Origin of the sequence: Flavobacterium hercynium (assembly GCF_002217285.1) — a bacterium.
Lineage (GTDB): Bacteria > Bacteroidota > Bacteroidia > Flavobacteriales > Flavobacteriaceae > Flavobacterium > Flavobacterium hercynium.
The window spans coordinates 333,449-354,225 of the sequence record NZ_MUGW01000002.1; the positions used below are offsets into that span (position 1 = coordinate 333,449).

13 protein-coding genes are annotated in these 20,777 nt (G+C 35.0%); 4 read left to right on the forward strand and 9 right to left on the reverse strand.

The annotated features are described in order from the left end of the window. Nucleotides 1-91 precede the first annotated feature (91 nt). Nucleotides 92-940 (forward strand): methylated-DNA--[protein]-cysteine S-methyltransferase, encoded by an 849-nt coding sequence (locus tag B0A66_RS01815; RefSeq protein ID WP_089048127.1) that lies wholly within the window; start codon nt 92-94, stop codon nt 938-940. Between the two features lie 22 nt (nt 941-962). Next, nucleotides 963-1,571, forward strand: coding sequence for an alpha-ketoglutarate-dependent dioxygenase AlkB family protein (locus B0A66_RS01820; protein WP_089048153.1), 609 nt, complete (start codon nt 963-965; stop codon nt 1,569-1,571). Between the two features lie 2 nt (nt 1,572-1,573). Here B0A66_RS01820 and B0A66_RS01825 read toward each other — a convergent pair whose 3' ends face one another. Beyond that, nucleotides 1,574-2,329, reverse strand: coding sequence for an NUDIX hydrolase (locus B0A66_RS01825; RefSeq protein WP_089048128.1), 756 nt, complete (start codon nt 2,327-2,329; stop codon nt 1,574-1,576). A 316-nt stretch (nt 2,330-2,645) separates the two neighbouring features. Here B0A66_RS01825 and B0A66_RS01830 point away from each other — a divergent pair, with 316 nt between their 5' ends. Then, nucleotides 2,646-2,903, forward strand: coding sequence for a hypothetical protein (locus B0A66_RS01830; RefSeq protein ID WP_089048154.1), 258 nt, complete (start codon nt 2,646-2,648; stop codon nt 2,901-2,903). A gap of 374 nt (nt 2,904-3,277) precedes the next feature. After that, nucleotides 3,278-5,299 carry a hypothetical protein gene (locus B0A66_RS01835; protein WP_089048129.1) on the forward strand — a complete coding sequence of 674 codons (2,022 nt, stop codon included), beginning with the start codon at nt 3,278-3,280 and terminating at the stop codon, nt 5,297-5,299. A gap of 56 nt (nt 5,300-5,355) precedes the next feature. Here the strand turns inward: B0A66_RS01835 and B0A66_RS01840 are convergent, their stop codons facing one another. From B0A66_RS01840 to B0A66_RS01875, 8 genes are all read right to left on the reverse strand, one after another. Then, nucleotides 5,356-7,581, reverse strand: coding sequence for a glycoside hydrolase family 3 N-terminal domain-containing protein (locus tag B0A66_RS01840; protein ID WP_089048130.1), 2,226 nt, complete (start codon nt 7,579-7,581; stop codon nt 5,356-5,358). Between the two features lie 6 nt (nt 7,582-7,587). After that, complete coding sequence (locus B0A66_RS01845; protein WP_089048131.1) at nt 7,588-8,427, reverse strand: endonuclease/exonuclease/phosphatase family protein; 840 nt, start codon at nt 8,425-8,427, stop codon at nt 7,588-7,590. Nucleotides 8,428-8,562: 135 nt separating this feature from the next. Beyond that, entirely contained in the window at nt 8,563-10,308 is a 1,746-nt protein-coding gene (locus B0A66_RS01850; RefSeq protein ID WP_089048132.1) for a cellulase family glycosylhydrolase, read from the reverse strand. Between the two features lie 47 nt (nt 10,309-10,355). Continuing rightward, complete coding sequence (locus B0A66_RS01855) at nt 10,356-12,623, reverse strand: glycoside hydrolase family 3 N-terminal domain-containing protein (protein ID WP_089048133.1); 2,268 nt, start codon at nt 12,621-12,623, stop codon at nt 10,356-10,358. Between the two features lie 34 nt (nt 12,624-12,657). Continuing rightward, nucleotides 12,658-14,127 carry a glycoside hydrolase family 30 protein gene (locus B0A66_RS01860; RefSeq protein WP_089048134.1) on the reverse strand — a complete coding sequence of 490 codons (1,470 nt, stop codon included), beginning with the start codon at nt 14,125-14,127 and terminating at the stop codon, nt 12,658-12,660. 41 nt (nt 14,128-14,168) lie between these two features. Then, the gene (locus B0A66_RS01865) at nt 14,169-15,629 is read right to left on the reverse strand and encodes a glycoside hydrolase family 30 protein (RefSeq protein ID WP_089048135.1); all 1,461 of its coding nucleotides are present in this window, start codon (nt 15,627-15,629) and stop codon (nt 14,169-14,171) included. Between the two features lie 205 nt (nt 15,630-15,834). Beyond that, a complete protein-coding gene (locus tag B0A66_RS01870; RefSeq protein ID WP_089048136.1) occupies nt 15,835-17,355 on the reverse strand; it encodes a RagB/SusD family nutrient uptake outer membrane protein in 1,521 nt (506 codons plus the stop codon). Between the two features lie 18 nt (nt 17,356-17,373). Beyond that, nucleotides 17,374-20,532: a SusC/RagA family TonB-linked outer membrane protein gene (locus B0A66_RS01875; RefSeq protein WP_089048137.1), complete on the reverse strand. Its 3,159-nt coding sequence runs from the start codon at nt 20,530-20,532 to the stop codon at nt 17,374-17,376. Nucleotides 20,533-20,777 lie beyond the last annotated feature (245 nt).

Genomic DNA, 20,777 nt, shown 5'->3' on the forward strand with positions numbered 1-20,777 from the left:
CAAAAACAAAGGAAACAAAGAAAACACCGCAAGTTTCGGATTTTATGCCTGCAGAAACCTATCGATATTTGCATTATAAAATGAATCGAAAATGAACACACAGGAAAACATCAATTACAATCGTATTGCTGCTGCTATCGATTATATCAAAGTAAATTTTAAAGAACAGCCCAATCTGGATCAGGTTGCTGAGGAGGTGCATTTGAGTCCGTTTCATTTTCAGCGATTGTTTACGGATTGGGCAGGAACGAGTCCGAAGAAATTTTTGCAATACATTAGCGTCGAACACGCGAAACGAATTCTAAAAGAAAATCAAGACACTCCTTTATTTGATGTTGCTTTTGATACCGGACTTTCGGGAACAAGCCGTTTGCATGATTTGTTTGTGAATATCGAAGGCATGACACCGGCAGAATACAAAAACGGAGGTAGAAACTTAGCTATAAATTTTAGCTTTGCTGAAAGTCCGTTTGGGAACATAATTGTAGCTTCTACTTCGAAAGGTGTTTGTTTTATGGCTTTCGCCGAAGAAGAAGCAATTGGCCTACAGGAACTAAAAAACAAGTTTCCGAATGCTTCCCTCACGAGAAAATTAGATTTAGTACAGCAAAATGCCTTGTTCATTTTTCAGAATGACTGGAGCAAATTAGCCGAAGTAAAACTACATTTAAAGGGAACTGATTTCCAATTGAAAGTTTGGGAAACTTTGCTTAAAATACCAATGGGACAATTGTCGACTTATGGCGCAATTGCGCAGCAAATAGAAAAACCAAAAGCTTCAAGAGCTGTAGGAACTGCGATTGGGAGTAATCCTGTGGCGTTCCTGATTCCGTGTCATCGTGTTATTCAGTCTTCCGGAACTTTTGGCGGTTATATGTGGGGCAATACGCGAAAGACCGCTATTATTGGCTGGGAAGGTGCGCAATGTGACGAAAAATAAAGCAACTATCAAAAAGAAAAAAATGGATTTATTTAGTACTGAAACAAACGAAACTACGAATCTGCTTCCTGAAGGTGGAACGGTAAACTATTATGGTAAATTATTTTCGAGAGAAGATGCGAATCGATATTTTGATGTTTTGCTTAACGATATCGAATGGAAAAATGATCAGGCTATTATTTTTGGAAAACTAATTTTAACCAAACGAAAAGTAGCGTGGTATGGCGATTCTGATTTTGAATATACATACTCCAACACCACAAAAAGAGCGTTGCCCTGGACAAAGGAACTTCTGGAATTGAAAGCGGTTATTGAAGAAAAAACAGGCGAAACCTTCAATTCCTGCCTGCTCAATTTATATCATTCCGGTGATGAAGGAATGGCGTGGCACAGCGATGGCGAGAAAGATTTAAAAAAAGATGGTGCTATTGGTTCTGTGAGTTTTGGAGCTGAACGCAAGTTTGCTTTTAAACATAAAGAAACGAAGGAAACGGTTTCTCTAATTTTAGAACACGGAAGTCTTCTGGTTATGAAAGACACTACACAAACGAATTGGCTTCATCGTTTACCGCCTACCAAAACGGTTTTTAAACCACGCGTGAATCTGACTTTTCGAACAATTGTGAAATAATCTTACCAGCCCTGATTGAGTCCGTTTTTAAGGACTTCTTCGTACCTGTCCTTATCAAAACTGTACAGATTAGGCGCTTTGTGTGCAACGTTACTTTTCTTTTCGTCCAGCTTTGTTAAGATTCCGATGTTGGTTATTTTGCGTAAAAAATTGCGCCTGTCGAGTTTTTTATCCAAAATGGTTTCATATAACTTTTGAAGTTCCGGCATTGTAAATTTTTCGGGAAGTAAATTATATCCTATTGGCATTAAATTCAATTCGATTCGAAGTGTGGCGAGTGCTTTGTCAAGAATTTCTTTGTGATCCAGAATAAGTTCGGGTACTTCTTTATGATCGATCCATTCTATTTTTTCTTTACTGTTTTCTTTATGCGGAATCGCTTTTAAAAAATCGACTAAAGCATAATATCCAATAGTCACAAAACGTTGGGCAAACCATTTTCCGGCTTCTTTAGGAATTTTATAATATTCTAAAACTAAATCATTAAAATGTTTATCGTTTCGTTTTACACGTCCAAAAGTAGAAAACTGTCTCAAAAATATACCTTCCATTCCGGTACGATCGTTTAGAACTGTAATAGCAGCAGTATCTATATCCTGTTCCAGCGGAACAAATCCGCCCGGCAAAGACCATTTCTCTTCGTAGGGCGTTTTTATCAGCAAAACTTTGAGCTGATTGTCATGAAATCCAAAAATAACACAATCGATAGAAAGTCCTGGCTGGTAATTTTCGCTATTTTCTATTATTCCCTTCGGCATAGTACATCTTCTTAAAACGATATTTTGACTTTCAATTAACCTGCAATGTAAGTCATTTTTATAAAATAAATTTCACTTTAATTAGCTTGAACGTTAACTTTTGATCAAAATTAGCAAAAAAAACAGTTTTTCGACCTGCATAAATTTTAGTTAAAATTGAATTTGAATTGAAAAAATAATTACATTGCGTCATAATAACACAGTTAATACAAAAATGTTGTTATGTCGCTATAAAAGAACGAATTAAACTACAATTATTAAGTTTGTTTGTAGTTTATTTAATCAAAATGAAAAGTTGAATTTTAATGCAAGAGACATGATTACCAGTCCAATAAAAAAAATAAATGAAAAAATTAGAATTAAAATCTGGACTTCATTCGGATTTGTTTCTAAGACGTATCTTTTAGAAGCTTCTCTTAAATATAGTGAAGAACAGGAGCGAATTTTCAATGAGATGATTGTTGAAACAGAAGCAAAAGATAAAAAAGCAAAACGCGAAGCTTTTGACAAAGCATTGTTTGCTTCGTATAAAGGAATTGGAGCGATGGATTTTATAAATACAGTGCTAAAATAATTCAGAAGATTTAAAATACGCATTTATTCAGTACTAATGACTTCCTGTACCTGGGTTGCTCATTAGATTTTTAAAAAACCTTGCTCGCCAGCCAGGTTTTTTTATTTTACGGCAGAATGTAATATATCGTTTGTAGATTGAGTTTTAGTTCTGAAACTTTTTAATCACAACTTTTTAACATTCAATTAATTATATTTTTCATTTTCAATAATAACCTACTTTTTTAAAAAATAATTGTTCATGTCGTTAAAAAAACAGAATTTTAATACCAAAAAACTGACCTCATAAAACCTTCTACTTTTACCTTGCCGCAAAAGTATAAGAGGCATTAGATTGCCAATTTCATACACAATCAAATAACAATCAAATAAATAATGGAGAATATCATCCAACCCGATCATTACAAAATTGATAAACCGGCTTCATGGGCTGCAAATATAGATGACAATCAACTTGTTGAATACATTCAGGAATCAGACTTTTCGAGACAGCAAACAGAGGAAGGACGTGATTACTGTTTTTTCTTAGATAAAATATATTACACAAGCGACCAAGAAAACAGTGAATATGCGTGCATGGCGTATACACTAAATGAACCGTCGAATTTAGAAAGAGCTTCTGTAACCGATGTGGTTGTAGAAGAAAATGAAACTTACATTATACACAGAATTAGTGTTCTGCGTGAAGGTGTTTTAGTCGATAAAATTGCAGATACTAAAATCAAAGTATTGGATAGCGAAAACCAAAGTGGCGGTGGCGTTTTAAGCAGTAATAAAAAAATCAATATTACGATAAAAGACTTACGCTTGTATGATGTGCTTATCATGGAAGATTCAAGAGTGAAAGTTTTTACAGAGCGTGACTTCCTTCGCAAAGAATTTTCAAAGTTTGTCTGGATTAGTCCGGATAGTTATTGGGCGTACGGAAATTATAAATTTACTTTTTTTAATGACCGTGAAAAAACCATTGCTTACAAGAAAACGTTTTTCAGAGACGAAGAAGAAAATGTATTAGAACCGGAAATTAATTACTTGAAAAAAGGAGAGAAATTCATTATCGACAAACAAAACTACATTAACTATGTCGATTCTAATCGCGAAATTTCTTCTTATATCGATTTTGCTACAGAGAGTAACTGGAATGATTTGTCTAATTATATCGCTCCAATTTATGACGACATTTTTAGTAAAGCTTCTTTAAAAGACTTTGCTCCTGCTTTAGTTGAAAAACTGGATAATATCAGCAGTAAGGATGAACAATTGCAATTTGCCATAGATTATGTGCAAAACCACATCAATTATATTTACAATGCTGATGAGATGAACGGTCACAAACCGCAGGAACCTTCTTTGACATACGAAAACAAACAAGGTGATTGCAAGGCAAAATCTGTGCTTTTAAAAGTAGTTTTAGATTACATAGGTGTTGACTCTGCTGTTGTACTGGTGAATTTTAATACGGATTATTATATCAAATATTATTTACCATCGCTGCTTACTTTTAATCATGTTATTGTAAAAATCAATTATAAAGACGAGACTTATTTTATCGATGCTACGACACGTGATGAATTTGGATTGATCGAAAATCGCGGTTATATCTTTTTTCAACACTATCTTGAAGTTAAACCAAATCAGGATTTGCAAATAAAGAAACCGCATCGCTTTGCTTATAATTGTATTGATGAAAAATCGGAATTGAAGGTTCAAAACAACATTGGTGAACTTACGTCGATTACTACTTACAAAGGAAATCGCGCGAATTACATGCGCAAGTACTTTAAAAACAATAATAAAAGAGAAATCATTGACAGCTGGAATAGTTATTATTTCTACACGCTAAATTACAACAATGACAGAAACGGAACTGATGTAAGAAGCATTTTTAAAGATGCTAAAATCGAAATTATAAGTGATAACAAACAATTAAACGAATATACGATTCAGTATAAATCGACGATTGAAAATCCTTATTTTACAGATAGCGAAAAGAATCGTTTCCTGATGTATTTTGACCGAAATCTGATTAAAAACAATGCTCGCGATTTTATGCACAAAGACATTTTGTTCTGGCATAACTTCGACAATGAAAAATATGAGTTTACGTTATCGACAGATCTAAAAATAGATACAGACGAAAAATTCACAGTACAGGAATGCACGATCAACAATCCTTATTTTGATTTTACAAGCCGTAAAAAAATTACCAAAAATAGCGGAACAATTTTTATCGATTACAAACCATTGGTTAACATCGAAATTCCGAATGCTGATTTTGAAGACTTCAGAAATGCGCATCATACTGTTTCAGACAGTAATTTTGGAATTGGAATTGATATTCTGGAAGAAGGTTTAATGAATCGTCTGAAGTTTAGTTTCAAGAAATTTATTAAATAATAAATACAAAAATGGGGCTTAATTGCCCCATTTTTATTTTAATCTCTTCTTAAAAATTATTGAAGTTCAAAATCAGATTTAAGTTTAATATCTGCTGATGAAGCACCAATCATAACTTCAAAATCTCCCGGTTCAGCAATCCATTCTAACTTACTGTTGTAGAAAGAAAGTTTTTCTTTGTCTATGGTAAATTCGATAGTTTTAGACTCTCCTGCATTCAATTTGATTTTTTGAAAGTCTTTTAATTCTAAAACAGGTCTGACTACGGATCCGAATTTGTCTTTTAGATAAAGCTGAACGACTTCTTCTCCTGCTACTTTTCCAACATTTGATAACTGAAAGGAAACTTTAATGGTTTCATTACTTTTAATTTTAGTCGATGATAATTTTAAGTTTGAGTAATTGAATTTTGTATAACTCAAACCATGTCCAAACGCATATTTAGGCGAGTTTTTCAAATCGATGTAAGCAGAAACGTAGTTGGTTTCACTTTCATTTTTCGCTGGTCTTCCTGTGCTGTAATGATTGTAATAAATAGGAATTTGCCCTACTTCTCTAGGAAATGTCATTGGCAATTTTCCAGACGGATTGTAATCTCCAAATAATACATCTGCAATCGCATTTCCTGCCTCTGTTCCTAACCACCATGTATATACAATTGCCGGAACATTATCTGCTGTCCAATTAAAGACAAGGGGTCTTCCAGCATTTATCAACACAACAACTGGTTTTCCGGTTGCCTGAATCGCTTTTACCAAATCTTCCTGAACACCCGGCAAATGAAGATTGCTTCGGCTTTTAGCTTCACCGCTCATATCACGTTTTTCTCCAATACTTAGCACCACAACATCTGCTTGTTTTGCAGTTGCAACAGCTTCTGCAAAACCTGCTTTATTATCGCCTTCTACTTCACAGCCTTTTGCGTAAAGCAATTTGGTATTTTTACCTACTTTATTTTGCAAACCATCCCATTGCGAAACGATCCATTTACTATAATCTACTTCCGGTAATTCTACAGACCAGAATCCCATATTTTCTTTGTACTCTTTTACCATTGGCCCGATAAAAGCAATTGTTTTCACACTTTTAGAAATAGGCAAGGTCTGATTATCATTCTTTAATAAAACAATACTTTTTTGTGCTACTTCAAGTGCCGCTTTTCTGTGTTCAGGATTGTTTAGCGCTTTCTCGGCTCTTTTATCATCTGAATATTTATATGGATCATCAAATAAGCCTAATTCATACTTCTTGCGTAAAATACGTTTCACTGCATCATCAATCAACGCAATCGATACTTTACCTTCTTTTACCAATTCGGCTAAGTTATAACGATACGCATTACTTTCCATATCCATATCGCTTCCTGCGGTAATGGCAGAAAGTGCTGCTGCTTTAAGGTCTTTACTGTAACCGTGTGCTACCATTTCTCCAATTGATCCCCAATCTGAAACTACGAATCCCTGAAAATTCCATTTTCCTTTTAAGATATCACGTTGTAAGTAAGCATTTCCGGTTGCCGGAATTCCGTTTATGTCATTAAATGAATTCATAAAAGTTGCTGCTCCGGCATCTAAAGCAGCTTTAAAAGGCGGTAAATACGTTTCCCAAAGCATTCTCTCGCTCATGTCTACAGAATTGTAATCTCTTCCGCCAACAGCAGCCCCGTAAGCAGCAAAGTGTTTTACACACGCCATTACGGAGTTTAAATCGCCTAGTTTATTTCCTTGAAATCCTTTTACTCTTGCATAAGCAATTTTAGATCCCAGATACGTATCTTCTCCGGCACCTTCCATTACACGTCCCCAACGCGGGTCACGACCAATATCGACCATTGGTGCAAAAGTCCAGTGAATTCCGCTTGCAGAAGCTTCTGTCGCAGCTACTCTTGCCGCTAATTCTATTGCCGGAAGATCCCAGCTTGCTGCTTCTGCCAATGGAAGTGGAAATGTTGTTTTGTAACCATGAATAACATCCTGACCAAACAACAACGGAATTTTAAGACGTGACTGCATGGCTAATTCCTGATATTGTCTGGTATATTTTGTACCAACAACATTCAGCATCGAGCCTATTAAGCCTGCTTTTATTTCTGCTTGTTTGTTTGAATTTATGGTAATGGGTCCTGTAGCGGCGTTATCACCTGTGTATTGATTAAGCTGACCTATTTTTTCTTCAATGGTCATTTTTTTCAACAAAGCATTTACTTTTTGATCTATTGTTTCTTGTTGTGCGGCCGCAAAAAACGAGATCATCAACAAGGTAAATGTGGTTAGTTTCTTCATTGTATTTTAATTAATTTCTATATAAACCGGTAAGTGATCTGATGGATATTTTAAATCTTTTGAATCACTTAAAGTGGCATGCTTTTGAATTGTTAATCCGCTATTTTTAGACACAAATATGTAATCTAAAAGTAAGGTAACAGGTTCATTGTGTTTAAAATCATTGAACGTTCCGGAGGGACCAAATGGTTTTTCTTTAGATACATCTTTAGTATCATCCATTACTTTTTTAATAGCGCCTATTTGTTTTGTTTCCGGCTCTGAATTGAAATCACCCATTAAAAAAGCAGGATAATTTTTAGTGTTTAATTCTTTCATTTTAGAAAGCGCCAATTCTACTCCTTTTACGCGTGCAATTTCACCCATGTGATCAAGGTGTAAATTAAAAACCCAAAACATTTTTTTTGTTTTCAGATCTTTAAAAAGTGCATAGGTACAAACTCTGTTACAAGCTGCATCCCAGCCTCTTGAAACTACATCTGGTGTTGCTGATAACCAGAATGTATTGGATTGTAAAACCTGAAAACGATCTTTTTTATAATAAATCTCGCAAGCTTCTCCTTTTCCTTCTTCTTCTCTCCCAACTCCAAATTTATTATAATTTGGTAAAGCAGCCGCTATCGCATCAACCTGATTGGGTAGTGCTTCCTGAACTCCAAAAATATCAGGACTGTAAAATTGTATTTGCGACGTAAAATAATCTTTTCGTTTTGACCATGCATTCTCTCCATCAGAATCGACATCAAGACGAATGTTATAACTCATTAATTTAATGCTTTGACCATAAGATAAAGAACTTACAAAAAGCAACACTGCAACTGCAATAAGGACATTTAATTTTTTCATATAAGATAGTTTTAGCCCGTAGAAGCGCCCATTTTTCAGGGTTTTCATGGAAAAAACTAATGTAATAAAATAATTAATCATACCTTTTACGTTACCGTTAATATTGTCTTTTTTAACATGTCATGAATCTTTAACTTACTTTTTTCTATGCTCCTTCAGTTCAAAATAGTTTAAGTTGAAGCCTCCCTTGTCAAAGACTAATTTTATTTTATTCGGTCCTTTGTTTAGAGCAATTTCCGGCAAAACAATCGTCGTCCATTTTTCATTTCCTCCAGTAACCGGAAGCAAGGTTATCGTGGACTTCTTTCCGTTATCCATTTCTAAATGAAGCTTTCCTTCCTGATTTTCTGAAGCGTAACGAAGCGCAACATTGTATTTGCCTTCCTTCGGAGCTTCAATTGTATATTGCAGCCATTCGCCATCTTCTATAAAAGAAACTTGATATCCGTTTGACTCAGCATCTTTGCAAGGCAGAATATCTACTCCGTCATTTCGCATCGTATTTCCTTTGTTCCACTCGTCAAAATTACCTGTTTCAACTCTGTAATTCACAAAATCTTTATCGGAATACGCTTTTCCGTTGGTACCTAAATCATAATGTGTTGCAAAAATTTTAGTACTCACTTTATGTTTTTTATAAGGCTTTGTGTCATCCGTTTGTACTTGTCTGAACATAGCATCAATTACATCTGATTTTACGGTAAGGTTTTCCATTTTATAATTATCTGCCATTTTCATCAATGCTTTTTTGGCAAATTCTGCAGTTGGTTTTTGACCTCCGTCTTTCCAGTATTTCAGTAAAACATCATAATCCTCAGTTTTAGTTACCGAGGTTACTCCTGCAATATTTTCGATTTTTTTCATTGGCCAAAAAGCCCATCCTATATTGTTTTTTTCTACTAATGAAAGTGCATCCTTAAACCAGACATTAGAGTTCTCTCCGCTTTCACCTAACCAGATGGGTACATTATATTCTTTTCTGTAATCCAGCATTTTCTGAATTGAAGCTGTGGTATTATAGTTCCAATACTTATGAAAACTAAGTGCCATATTTTCATCCCATAAAGGAAAAATTCCGTTGTAATTATTACCCCAGCAATTTCCTTCTATAAAAATTAAGTGATTGGTATCTACCTCACGAATGGCTTTGGTAACGCGAACCATTAAATCTCTCAAAGGTCCGTTTGAGTTTTCGTCACATCCATTTTTGTTGGTTCCGGTAAAATTCCAGTTAGGCTCATTGATAATGTCGTAAGCTCCAATCCATTGTTTATCTCTGTAGCGGGAAGCCAGCTTTTTCCAAAATGCAATCATTTTTTTCTGATTGGCTTCGCTCTCCCACAATGATGGTTTTGTGGTGTCATAATCTGAAATTGCAGCATCGTTACCTTGACCTCCAGGTGCAGCATGTAAGTCTAAAATCAGATACATTTTGTTTTCTGCACACCATTTTAATAAATTATCGGTCATGACAAAACCTTCGTCAATCCAAGTAATGGCTCCATTTTTTTCGTCCTCGATTGGTGGAGTGTACAAATTGTAATGCATAGGAAGCCGAATAGAATTGAATCCCCAGGCAGCTAACGAATCAACATCTCTTTTTGTGATTCCGTTTGCTTTGTAGGCAGCATAAAATTCTTTTGTAGTTTCTTCTCCAACAAGTTCTTTAATCTTTTGTCTGATCCTATATTGCGGACTGGCAAAAGATTGTGTTTGCAACATATATCCTTCCTGAACCATCCAGCCACCAACACCCAAACCTCTTAACAGCACATTTTTGCCATTACCATCAACAATATTTTGTCCGTCGCGGTGCAAAAATCCTTGTCCGAAAGTAGTTATTGAAAGTAATAGTTGTAATGTTAGTAATGCTTTTTTCATGCTATTTATCTAAACTTATTCGTTTATTCGTTTATTCGTTTATTCGTTTAATCTTTTAATAAAAAATCCTTTTTCTGATTGGCAATCTGAACGGTAAAAGTCCCTTTTTCAGAAATCCATTTCAAATCTTCATTTACAAATTGTAAGTCTTTTTGATTCAAAGTAAATTTCACTGTTTTGGTTTCTCCCGGCGCAAGACTGATTTTTTCGAATCTTTTTAGAGATTTAAACTCAGGAGTTATAGAAGCATAATTATCTGAAAGATATAATAAAACGGCTTCTTTCCCTGCTCTTTTTCCGGCATTGGTAACATCAACTGAAACATTTACGTTATCAGAATTTGTTATTTCTGCTTTGTCAATTTTTAGATTTGAATAGTTAAAAGTAGTGTATGACAATCCTGTTCCAAACTCAAATTGAGGCAAATAACTCTTTTCGTAAGTGGCATCATTATTTTGCTCTCCTTCTGAAATACTTTCTGTGTATTTTCGATTGTATTTTTCTAGTGAATTAGGAAATCTTGGATAGTTGTAAGGCAGTCTTCCACTCGGGTTTACATCACCGTACAAAATATCAACTAACGCTCTTGCTCCTTCATTTCCTGGCAAATAACATTGAACAACGGCACTCATTTTATCTTCAAAATCACTGATCAATCTTGGTCTTCCTTCATTCAAAACCAAAATGATAGGTTTGTTTACTTTGGCTAAAGCCAATGCCAGTTTAATTTGAGATTTACTTAAATAAATGTTGCTGATATCACCCGGAGTTTCGGTGTAATTTTTCTCTCCAAGGCATAATACAATTTTCGAAGCGCTTTTTGCCAATTCTACCGCTTTCTGAATTTCGGCATCATTTTCTTCTTCCAGATCTGCTCCTGCTGTGTACAGTACATTTTCTTTTCCTAATTTATTTTGAAATGCTTCCAAAATGGTAAACTTATCAGCTGCGTAGGTATCTGAGTTTTCGCCTTGCCAGGTATAAGACCAACCTCCGTTTAAGTACTTCATACTATTGGCAGTTGCTCCGGTTACTAAGATTTTGTCTGCTTTGTTTAAAGGTAAAATCGATTGATTGTTTTTTAATAATGTAATCGATTCTGCTGCTGTTTTATAAGCTTCTTCGATATGTTCTGCTGAACCAAATTTTGGATAATCTTTTAAATTTGCTACTGTATTTTGAAACAAGTTCAATTCAAATTTCATTCTCAGGATACGTGATACAGCATCATCGATTCTGGACATTGGTACTTCTCCTTTTTTTACCAGATCAACTAAATCCGTATAAAAAGAAAATTCTTCCGGTACCATACTCATATCAATCCCTGCTAATACAGCAATACGAACAGCATCTCTTTTGGTTTCTGCTACTTTATGTCTTGTATTAAGGTAAATAATATCTTTCCAATCTGTTACAACAACACCTTCAAAACCAAGTTCTTTTTTAAGAATATCAGTAATTAAATGTTTACTCGCATGAACCGGAGTTCCGTTGATTTCTCCTGAACTTACCATAACACTTTTTGCTCCTGCTTTGATGGCTGCCTGATAGATGGTCAAATCATATTGTCTTAAAATGCGCTCCGGAATAATGCTTGGCGTTCTGTCTTTTCCAGTCGTCGTGCTTCCGTAACCGATGTAGTGTTTCATACAAGATGCTACACTGTATTTAGAACCTACGTTGCTACCTTCAAAACCGTCTACTAAAGCAACTGCCATTTTTGACGATAAATAAGCATCTTCTCCAAAAGATTCCCACATTCTTGACCATGCAGGGTTTCTTGGAAAATCTAAATCTGGTGAAAAAACCCAAGGAATTGAGGATGCTCTGGTTTCATAGGCTGAAATTTCGGCACCACGCTTTACCAAATCCGTATTAAAAGTTGCTGCTAAACCTATTTGTTGCGGAAACAAAGTTGCTCCTGCGGTATAACTTGCTCCATGTATCGCATCGATACCATACAAAACCGGAATTTTAAGTCTTGTTTTATTAGCTTCGTTTGCAATGGCGGTCATGGTTTCCTGCCATCTTTGTATTGTTGGCGCACCTGGATTTGGAACATTTAAAATAGAACCAATATGATAATCCTGAATACCTTGTTTTAGTTTTGCGGCATCAAAATAACCCGGTTTTTTAGTGTCCTCAAAAATAGTCACTGTAATTTGAGTCATTTGTCCCACTTTCTCTTCGAGCGTCATTTTTGATAATAACTCCGAAACTTTGGCCTCTATTTCTGCCTTTGATTTGTTTTTTTCCTGACTCCACGTTGCCGTACAAAAAAGTAAAGCAATCACAAGAAAGTTTATATTTTTCATTTTATCTTTTTAAATTAATATCATAGTAAAAACTCTAGAATACCAGAGTCTGCATAGCATGTGCGGGAATTTTAATGGTGCTTTTTAGAGCATTGTTTTTTATTTCATAAATCACTTCTTTATCAGATTGGTTCATGACAATAGTAACTGTTTTTCCGTTTTTGTTGCTAAAAGAAGTACTCAGCAGTTTTTTATCGCTGGTAACATTACTGATTCGCTTAGCATCCGGTCGGATAAATTTGGAGAAATGTCCAATATAATAATACATCGGCGTGTAAATTAGCTGACCTGAATTGGTGTCGGCATGAATGGGTGCAAAGCAAAAATTACCTACGTGATTTGGTCCTCCTTTTTGATCTAAAAGAATATTCCAGTCTGTCCAGCCTACAGTTCCGTTATTAAAATCATTAATCATATTGATTCCGTAACGTTCTGCATTTCCCCAAAACTGATACTTTTCGGCATCGAATTTTTCGATACAGCCTTCGGTAAACAATAAACCTTTATTTGGAAAAGCTTTGTTCACATTCCCTACAGATTCAAATTTCGGTGGTCCGCCATTCCAGGTTTCGTACCAGTGAAAACCTATTCCCCAGGCATACTTAGAAACTTCAGGATCAGAAAAAACAAGATTGGCTCTTTTTTCGAGCATATCGCCCCTATTATGATCCCAAATAATGATTTTTTGCGCCCCCAATCCTTCTTTCTCTAAAGTAGGCCCAAGAAAGTTTTTCAGGAAATCTCTTTCCGCTTCAGGTGTGTAAATACAAGATTCCCAACTTTGAGTTGCCATCGGTTCATTTTGAATGGTCAATCCCCAAATCGGAATACCTTCTTTCTGATATTCTTTTATAAATCTGGCGTAGTAATTTGCCCAGGATTGTGCAAACTCAGGCAATAATACACCGCCTCGCAACATGTTATTGTTGTCTTTCATAAATGCCGGAGGACTCCACGGACTTACAAACAAAGTCAATTTTCCTCCTGCGGTCTGAATTGCTTTTTTTAATAATGGAATACGATACTTCTGATCGTGATCAAGACTAAAAGTCTTTAAATCTTTATCTCCTTCTGCAATATAAGTGTAACTTTCACTGCTGAAATCGCTGCTATGAATAGTTGTTCTCGCAAGTGAATATCCAATACCTTTACTTTTATCGTAGTAAGCTGTTAAAAATTCCTTTTGCTTTGCGGGTGACAATTTAGCAAACACTTCTGCGCTTGCATCTGTAATGGCTCCTCCAATACCAAGAAATGTTTGAAATGTCTTTTTAGGATCGACTGTTATGGAAACAATATCCTTGGAAGATTCATTAGCATTTAAAATAAACCCATTTGAAGAAGATAATCTTAAATCTGTATTTTCTGCTGTGGTATAAACCTCAATTTTGTTCTTATCCGTTTTTTGCTTTGAAGGCTTTTTTCCGTGACCTATTTGAGCTGTAGACCAACTTACTTGCAGGATACACAGTGAAAATATTATTATTCTTTGGATTGGTTTCATTTAAAAAACTATTAAAAATTTAAATAATCAGGAACTAAAATTTAGTACACCAGCGTTTGAATGGCGTGTGCCGGAATTTTAACGACTGTTTTTTGTGTAGCAACAATCAGATTATAGGTAATCTCATTATCCGTATTATTTAGTACTACGGTTGCCATTTTTCCATCAGAATTTAAAAACGACGTACTTTCTAAATATTTTCTGCTTACCGAAGTACTTATGCGCTTAGCATTTGGACGAATAAATTTAGAGAAATGACCAATGTAATAATAGGATGGTGTGTAGATTAACTGTCCTGTATTCGTGTCGGCGTGAATGGATGCAAAGCAAAAATTACCTACATGATTTGGACCACCACGTTCGTCTAACAATATATTCCAGTCTGTCCAGCCAACGGTGCCATTATTAAAATCATTAATCATATTAGTTCCATATCGCTCAGCATTAGGCCAAAACTGATATTTGGTATCATCAAATCGTTCTACACAACCTTCTGTAAACATTAATTTTTTGTCCGGATAGGCTTCATTAACTCTGGCTACGTTTTCAAACAAAGCCGGAGCACCTGTCCAGGTTTCATACCAATGAAAACCAATTCCCCAAACATATTTTGAAGCTTCGGGATCAGAGTAAATTACGTTGGCTCGTTGCACCATAAGATCGCGATTATGATCCCAGGCAATAATTTTTACATTCCCAAGTCCTTCTTTCTTAAGCGTTGGACCCAGGTATTTTTTCAAAAAATCTCTTTCTTCTTCAGCAGTATACAAACACGATTCCCAAGTTTGCGTTGCCATCGGTTCGTTTTGCACAGAGGTTCCCCAAATCGGAATTCCTTCTTTTTCATACTCTTTTATAAATTTGACATAGAAGTTTGCCCAAGGCTGATAAAACTCAGGAAGTAATGTTCCGCCTTTCAAAACGTTTTTATTGCTTTTCATAAAAGCATTTGGTGACCAAGGAGTAGCATAGGTTACTATTTTTCCTCCAGCAGTTTTTATGGCTTCTTTGATTAATGGAATGCGGTATTTTCGGTCATGATCAATAGAAAAAGTCTTCAAATCTTTGTCTCCTTCTTCGATATAAGAATAGCTTCCACTGCTAAAATCAGAACTTTGGATTGTTGTTCTTAGCAATGAATAGCCAATACCTTTTTGAGTATCGTAATAAGCATTTAAAAATTCGGTTTGTTTTTCTTTTGAAAGTTTTGCAAAAATCTCAGCACTTGCATCAGTAATAGCACCACCAATTCCCATAAAGGTTTGAAATTGTTTTGAGGGCTGCACAAAAACAGAGATTTCTGTTTCTACTGGTTGTTTTGATGCTGTAAAACTTAAATTATCGGTTGGAGTTAATCGTAATTTTGTATTATCTGCAGTTGTATAAACTGTGATTTTTTTATTGTTTGCTGTAAATTCCTGTGTTTGTTTTTGCGTTTTCTGCTGTGCTAAAACAGATAGTGAAAAACATAAACAAGTAACCATAAAACCATTTTTTCTCATTTCGTATGTATTAGTGATTATGATTCAATACAAATTCATTTAAAAACAAGTTTAGCTTAAATTTAAAATAGCCCATAATCAAAAAGAACATGGGCTATTTTGGCAACCAAACTTAAACTTAACTCAAAATAACTTTAAACATATATTTCTAAAGTCTGACTTATTTTATTATCAGACTTGTATTAAAGTTGTTGTTCTATGGTTATTAATAACCTGTATTCTGAACCATTTTTGTATTATTAAATTCACTATAAGGAATTGGGAAAGCTTCGTTTTTATTTGCTGTAAAACCTTTGAAAGCAAGTTTTGTAGCTGCTTCTCCAGTTCTTACTAAGTCATACCAACGGTGCCCTTCTCCAGCAAGTTCTAACCTTCTTTCTGCATAAATTGCAGCGATAGAAACAGGTACAGGTGTTAAACCAACTCTTGCTCTAACAGCGTCTAAAAGTGCCTGAGCTCTTGCTCCTGTTCCTCCTAAAGCTTCTGCTTCCATCAAATAAGTATCAGCCAAACGGATGATATACGTATTGATTGCAAAATTCAGGAAAGGGTTTGCTGCTTTAATATCTTCGTTAACCGGAGCATATTTGATAAAATGATATCCTGTTTCTTTATAACTATCTGTAAAAGTCATATTTCCAGCTGCTTGTTGTGCATTTGCATCAAAAATAGTCCATTCAAAACGAGGATCAGGTTTCAAAGCATCAGCCAAATCTGTTGTAACAGGAAGGAATCCCCAACCATTAATATAATCTGGTAATCCTAATAATTTTCCAGCGTCAGTTCTGCTGTAATCTCTCATACCCATTAACTGAGCTGCTACGTTTCCTTCATCATCCCCTCTTTCGAAATTACCCCAATCAGCATTTGATTTATCTGAATAGCTAATCTCAAAAATTGACTCTGAATTAAATTCATGTTTATGATCCCACAACTCAGAAAAATTATCCATCAATTTATATCCATAACTGCTTGTTCCTCCAGGAGTAGCTCCATTTACTTTTGCTAACTCTACTGCAGCTTCTGCTTTTTTGTTGTTGTATAAATATACTTTCCCTAAAAGTGCAGTTGCAGCTCCTTGACTAAAACGTCCTAGTTCAGGCGCTGTTAAAGTCATTGGTAAATCCGGAATTGCTTCATTAAGATCTTTTTCGATTTGTGCATAAATCGCAGATGGATCCACTTGAGATACTAATGGAATTTCATCTTTTGTAAGCGGTGTTAAGATTAACGGAATGTTTCTAAACAATCTTACTAAGTCAAAATAGTAATAAGCACGTAATGCTTTTACCTCTGCTGTAAATCTTGTCTTTTTAGCACCATCCATTGGAATTCCAGGAAGTTTTACCAACATGATATTACAACGTGCAACTCCTTTGTAGTAATCTGCCCAAATTGCCGGTGGAATATTTGCTTCACTCACCGTATAATTTGATGCTACCTGAAGACCTGGCTGGTCACCTGAGTTTCCTCCTCCTGCATAGAAATCATCAGATGCAGAATTTAAGAAAAGTAATGGTGCGTTTTCCATTGCTCCTGCATACTTCCCTAATTTATCGTAAGCGGCAACAAGACCTGCATAAGCTTCTGTTTCATTTCTGTAAAAATTCTCCTCGAGTATTACTCCGTCTCCCTTTACCTCTAACTTTTCATCGGTATCGCACGATGCAAGTGCCAGTAACACTCCAAAAGCGATAAATGATTGTTTAAAACTTATAAGTTTCATAATATTTTATTTTTTTAATTAAAATTGCAAATTAACTCCTAACATGTATGATTTTGCCTGAGGATAAAAACCTCTGTCAACACCTTGCACGTTGTTCATCCCAGCTGCTGTAGGACCTCCAATTTCAGGATCAAAACCACTGTATTTTGTGATTGTGAATAAATTCTCTCCTGTTAAATAAAGTCTTACTCTTTGTAATGAAATACTGCTTATCCACTCTTTTGGGAATGAATATCCAACCTGAATTGTTTTGAATCTGAAGAAATCTCCTTTTTCTAAATTAAAGTCAGACGGATTACTAAAGTTTTTGTTTGTATCATCTGTAGTAACTCTAGGATAACTGTTAGTTGATCCCGGTCCTGTCCAACGACCTAAAACATCTGTTTGGTAATTTGCATTAATAATATCTAATCTTCTTAAACCTTGGTAAATTTTGTTTCCACCTGCTCCCTGACCAAACACTAACAAATCAAATCCTTTGTAGTCTAAGTTCAAAGTCAATCCGTATGTATATTTCGGCAATGATGTTCCTAAGAAATCTCTATCGTTAGCATCAATCTGACCATCGCCGTTTAGATCTTGCCAACGGAAATCCCCTGGTTTTGCATTTGGCTGAATTACAGTTCCATTAGCGCTTCTGTAAGCATTAACTTCGTCAACTGATTGAAAGATACCGTTTGTTTTGAATCCGTAAAATGAGTTGTAAGCTTGTCCAACTGCTGTTCTGTTAATTTCGTAAGAACTAGATTGTACTGTTTCATCTCCAACAATAAAATTTACTCCTTTATCAATGTATGTAATTTCATTTTTGATGTAAGAGAAGTTTCCATTAACAGATAAATTCAAAGCACCAATTTTTTTACGGTAACCTAACTCAACGTCAATACCTTTATTTTGCATATCAGCTAAGTTTGCGTATGTATTTCCAGTTGCTCCAACAAATCCAGGAATTGGCACTTTCATTAAGATACCTTCTGTTTTCTTGTTGAAAAGATCGACATTTAAACTAAAGTCATTAAAAAGAGTAGCTTCAAATCCAATGTTAGCTTGTTTTGTTTCTTCCCATTTCAAATCCGGATTTGGAATCGCATTTGGGCTTAAACCTGGTGTTGATGTACCTCCTGATCCAATACCATAATTTCTTTGGTATCCAACAGTCGAGATGTATAAGAAATCAGGAGATGAGTCATTTCCTGTAACTCCATAACCTCCACGAATTTTCAGGTTATTTACTACACTATTTTCTTTCCAGAATTCTTCTTTTGATGGTACCCATCCTAAAGATGCTGAAGGGAAAGTTCCGTATTTGTTTGTTGGTCCAAATCTTGTAGAACCATCACGACGAATAATACCTGTTACAATATATTTCTCTTTATAATCATAGTTTAATCTTGCAAATAATGATTCTACTCTGTGCTCTACTGCATTAGAATTGTAAGCACTTGTAAGTTTATCCGAAATTGGAATATCAACATTAAAAGAAGCTTCGCCATAAGTAGTAGCTGGAATTCCCTGATACGTAACATCATTTCCAGAAGTAATGTTGTCTACGTAAGTACCTTTACCAAGCAAAACTGCGAAATGATGATCTCCAATTTTTTTATCGTAATTCAAGGTGTTCTCCCAGTTCCAGCTATACGATTTTTTGTATGATCTGAACAATTCGTTTTTATCTCTTTTTGTAGCTCCGTTTAAGAAGAATACAGGAGTAAAATTTTGTGCACCGTAATACGCCAATTTTGCACCGGCTGTAGATCTGAATTTTAAGCCAGGTATAATTTCTGCTTCAATAAAGATGTTACCAACAAAATTTTCAGAAAAATCATGATTCCCTAATCTTGTTTGCGTGTAAGCTAGTGGATTGGTATTTTCTTGTGTTACGTTTGTCGAAATTCCGTAATAATTACCATTTGGATCTCTTAAGGCATTTGGATTATTAGCATAGATAGATCCAGCACCTGTTTGTGCAGGATCTTTTTCGATAATTGGAGTTAAAGGATCTAAGTTTATTGCTGAAGATAATGGTCCACCAAATTCATCATTTGTATTACCAATACCTAACGTTTTTTCATTAGAATAACCTAAAGTCTGACCAACTTTAAAGTATTTTCCAAGTTTGTGATTCGAGTTTAAACGAATGTTTTTTCTTGTGTAGTTAGAAATATCAGTAGTAACAATTCCTTCCTGGTCTAATAAACCAAAAGACATGTAGAATGTAGATACATCATTACCACCACTAAAGCTTAACTCGTGAGAAGTACGTTGTGCACTATTATTGAAAATAGCATCTTGCCAGTTCGTTCCTGTTCCATAATTTATAGGAGCTCCGGAAGCATTAGTTGTTGGGAATTTTTGACCTGCATTTCCTCCATTAGTAAAAGCTTCGTTCATGATCGTAACATATTCTGAAGCATTTAGCATATCTAATTTTTTAGCTGCCTGAGATGTTCCTGTAAAACCTGTATAGTTTACAGAAATTCTTCCTGCTTTACCTTTTTTAGTCGTTACTAAAATTACCCCTGCTGCTGCACGAGAACCGTAGATTGCACCAGAAGCACCATCTTTAAGTACCTCGATAGATTCGATATCAGATTGATTAAGGTATCCAATTCCGCCATTGTCGATGATTACACCGTCAACAACCCATAAAGGATCATTATTATTCAAGGTAGTAAATCCACGAATACGTATGGTAGAAGGTGATCCCGGCTGACCTGCATTGGCAGCAATAGAAACCCCTGAAACTCTACCTTGTAAAGCTTGTTCTACCCTTGTAATTGGTAAACTTTCTAAATCTTTTGCTTTTACACTTGAAATTGCACCGGTTACAACACTTTTCTTTTGAGTACCGTATCCTACTACTACAACTTCATTTAAAGTTTGTGACTCTGGTTTTAAATTAATATCAAGTTTAGTTCGGCCATTTACTGCCTCTTCAACTTTTACATAACCTACAAAACTAAAGGTCAATACACCATTAGTTGGAACACTTATTTGAAATTTCCCATCAAAGTCAGAAGCTGTTGCTTTGTTTGTGCCTTTAACTAAAACTGTTGCCCCTGGGACGGGTAATCCACTTTCATCATGTATGGTTCCATTTACCGTAATATCCTGCGCCATTGCGATAACTGAAAACAAGAGAGACGAAATACAAAAAAGTAATTTTGTTAATTTCATTTTTCTAAAAATTTTGGTTAATTAATTAGTAATTTGATGCAATAATAAAGTTAAATTTTTACTATTTGCATTTATTTTTTATTACAAAAACACATCAAAGCAAATATTTATACATTACAAAAACACATCAAATTTTTTATAATTATTTGATTATTAATATTTTGAATAATAAATATAGGATGTTATTAAAATGTTAATTATAAAAATAAACACTACATTTATAAAAAATACACAAATAAGGATTT

Bases quoted from the DNA above. Each gene is read 5' to 3' on its own strand.
- B0A66_RS01850 (WP_089048132.1), bottom strand. From the start codon at position 10,308: ATGAAAAAAGCATTACTAACATTACAACTATTACTTTCAATAACTACT.
- B0A66_RS01860 (WP_089048134.1), bottom strand. From the start codon at position 14,127: ATGAAACCAATCCAAAGAATAATAATATTTTCACTGTGTATCCTGCAA.
- B0A66_RS01870 (WP_089048136.1), bottom strand. From the start codon at position 17,355: ATGAAACTTATAAGTTTTAAACAATCATTTATCGCTTTTGGAGTGTTA.
- B0A66_RS01840 (WP_089048130.1), bottom strand. From the start codon at position 7,581: ATGAAGAAACTAACCACATTTACCTTGTTGATGATCTCGTTTTTTGCG.
- B0A66_RS01825 (WP_089048128.1), bottom strand. From the start codon at position 2,329: ATGCCGAAGGGAATAATAGAAAATAGCGAAAATTACCAGCCAGGACTT.
- B0A66_RS01830 (WP_089048154.1), top strand. From the start codon at position 2,646: ATGATTACCAGTCCAATAAAAAAAATAAATGAAAAAATTAGAATTAAA.
- B0A66_RS01835 (WP_089048129.1), top strand. From the start codon at position 3,278: ATGGAGAATATCATCCAACCCGATCATTACAAAATTGATAAACCGGCT.
- B0A66_RS01815 (WP_089048127.1), top strand. From the start codon at position 92: ATGAACACACAGGAAAACATCAATTACAATCGTATTGCTGCTGCTATC.
- B0A66_RS01820 (WP_089048153.1), top strand. From the start codon at position 963: ATGGATTTATTTAGTACTGAAACAAACGAAACTACGAATCTGCTTCCT.
- B0A66_RS01855 (WP_089048133.1), bottom strand. From the start codon at position 12,623: ATGAAAAATATAAACTTTCTTGTGATTGCTTTACTTTTTTGTACGGCA.
- B0A66_RS01865 (WP_089048135.1), bottom strand. From the start codon at position 15,629: ATGAGAAAAAATGGTTTTATGGTTACTTGTTTATGTTTTTCACTATCT.
- B0A66_RS01875 (WP_089048137.1), bottom strand. From the start codon at position 20,532: ATGAAATTAACAAAATTACTTTTTTGTATTTCGTCTCTCTTGTTTTCA.
- B0A66_RS01845 (WP_089048131.1), bottom strand. From the start codon at position 8,427: ATGAAAAAATTAAATGTCCTTATTGCAGTTGCAGTGTTGCTTTTTGTA.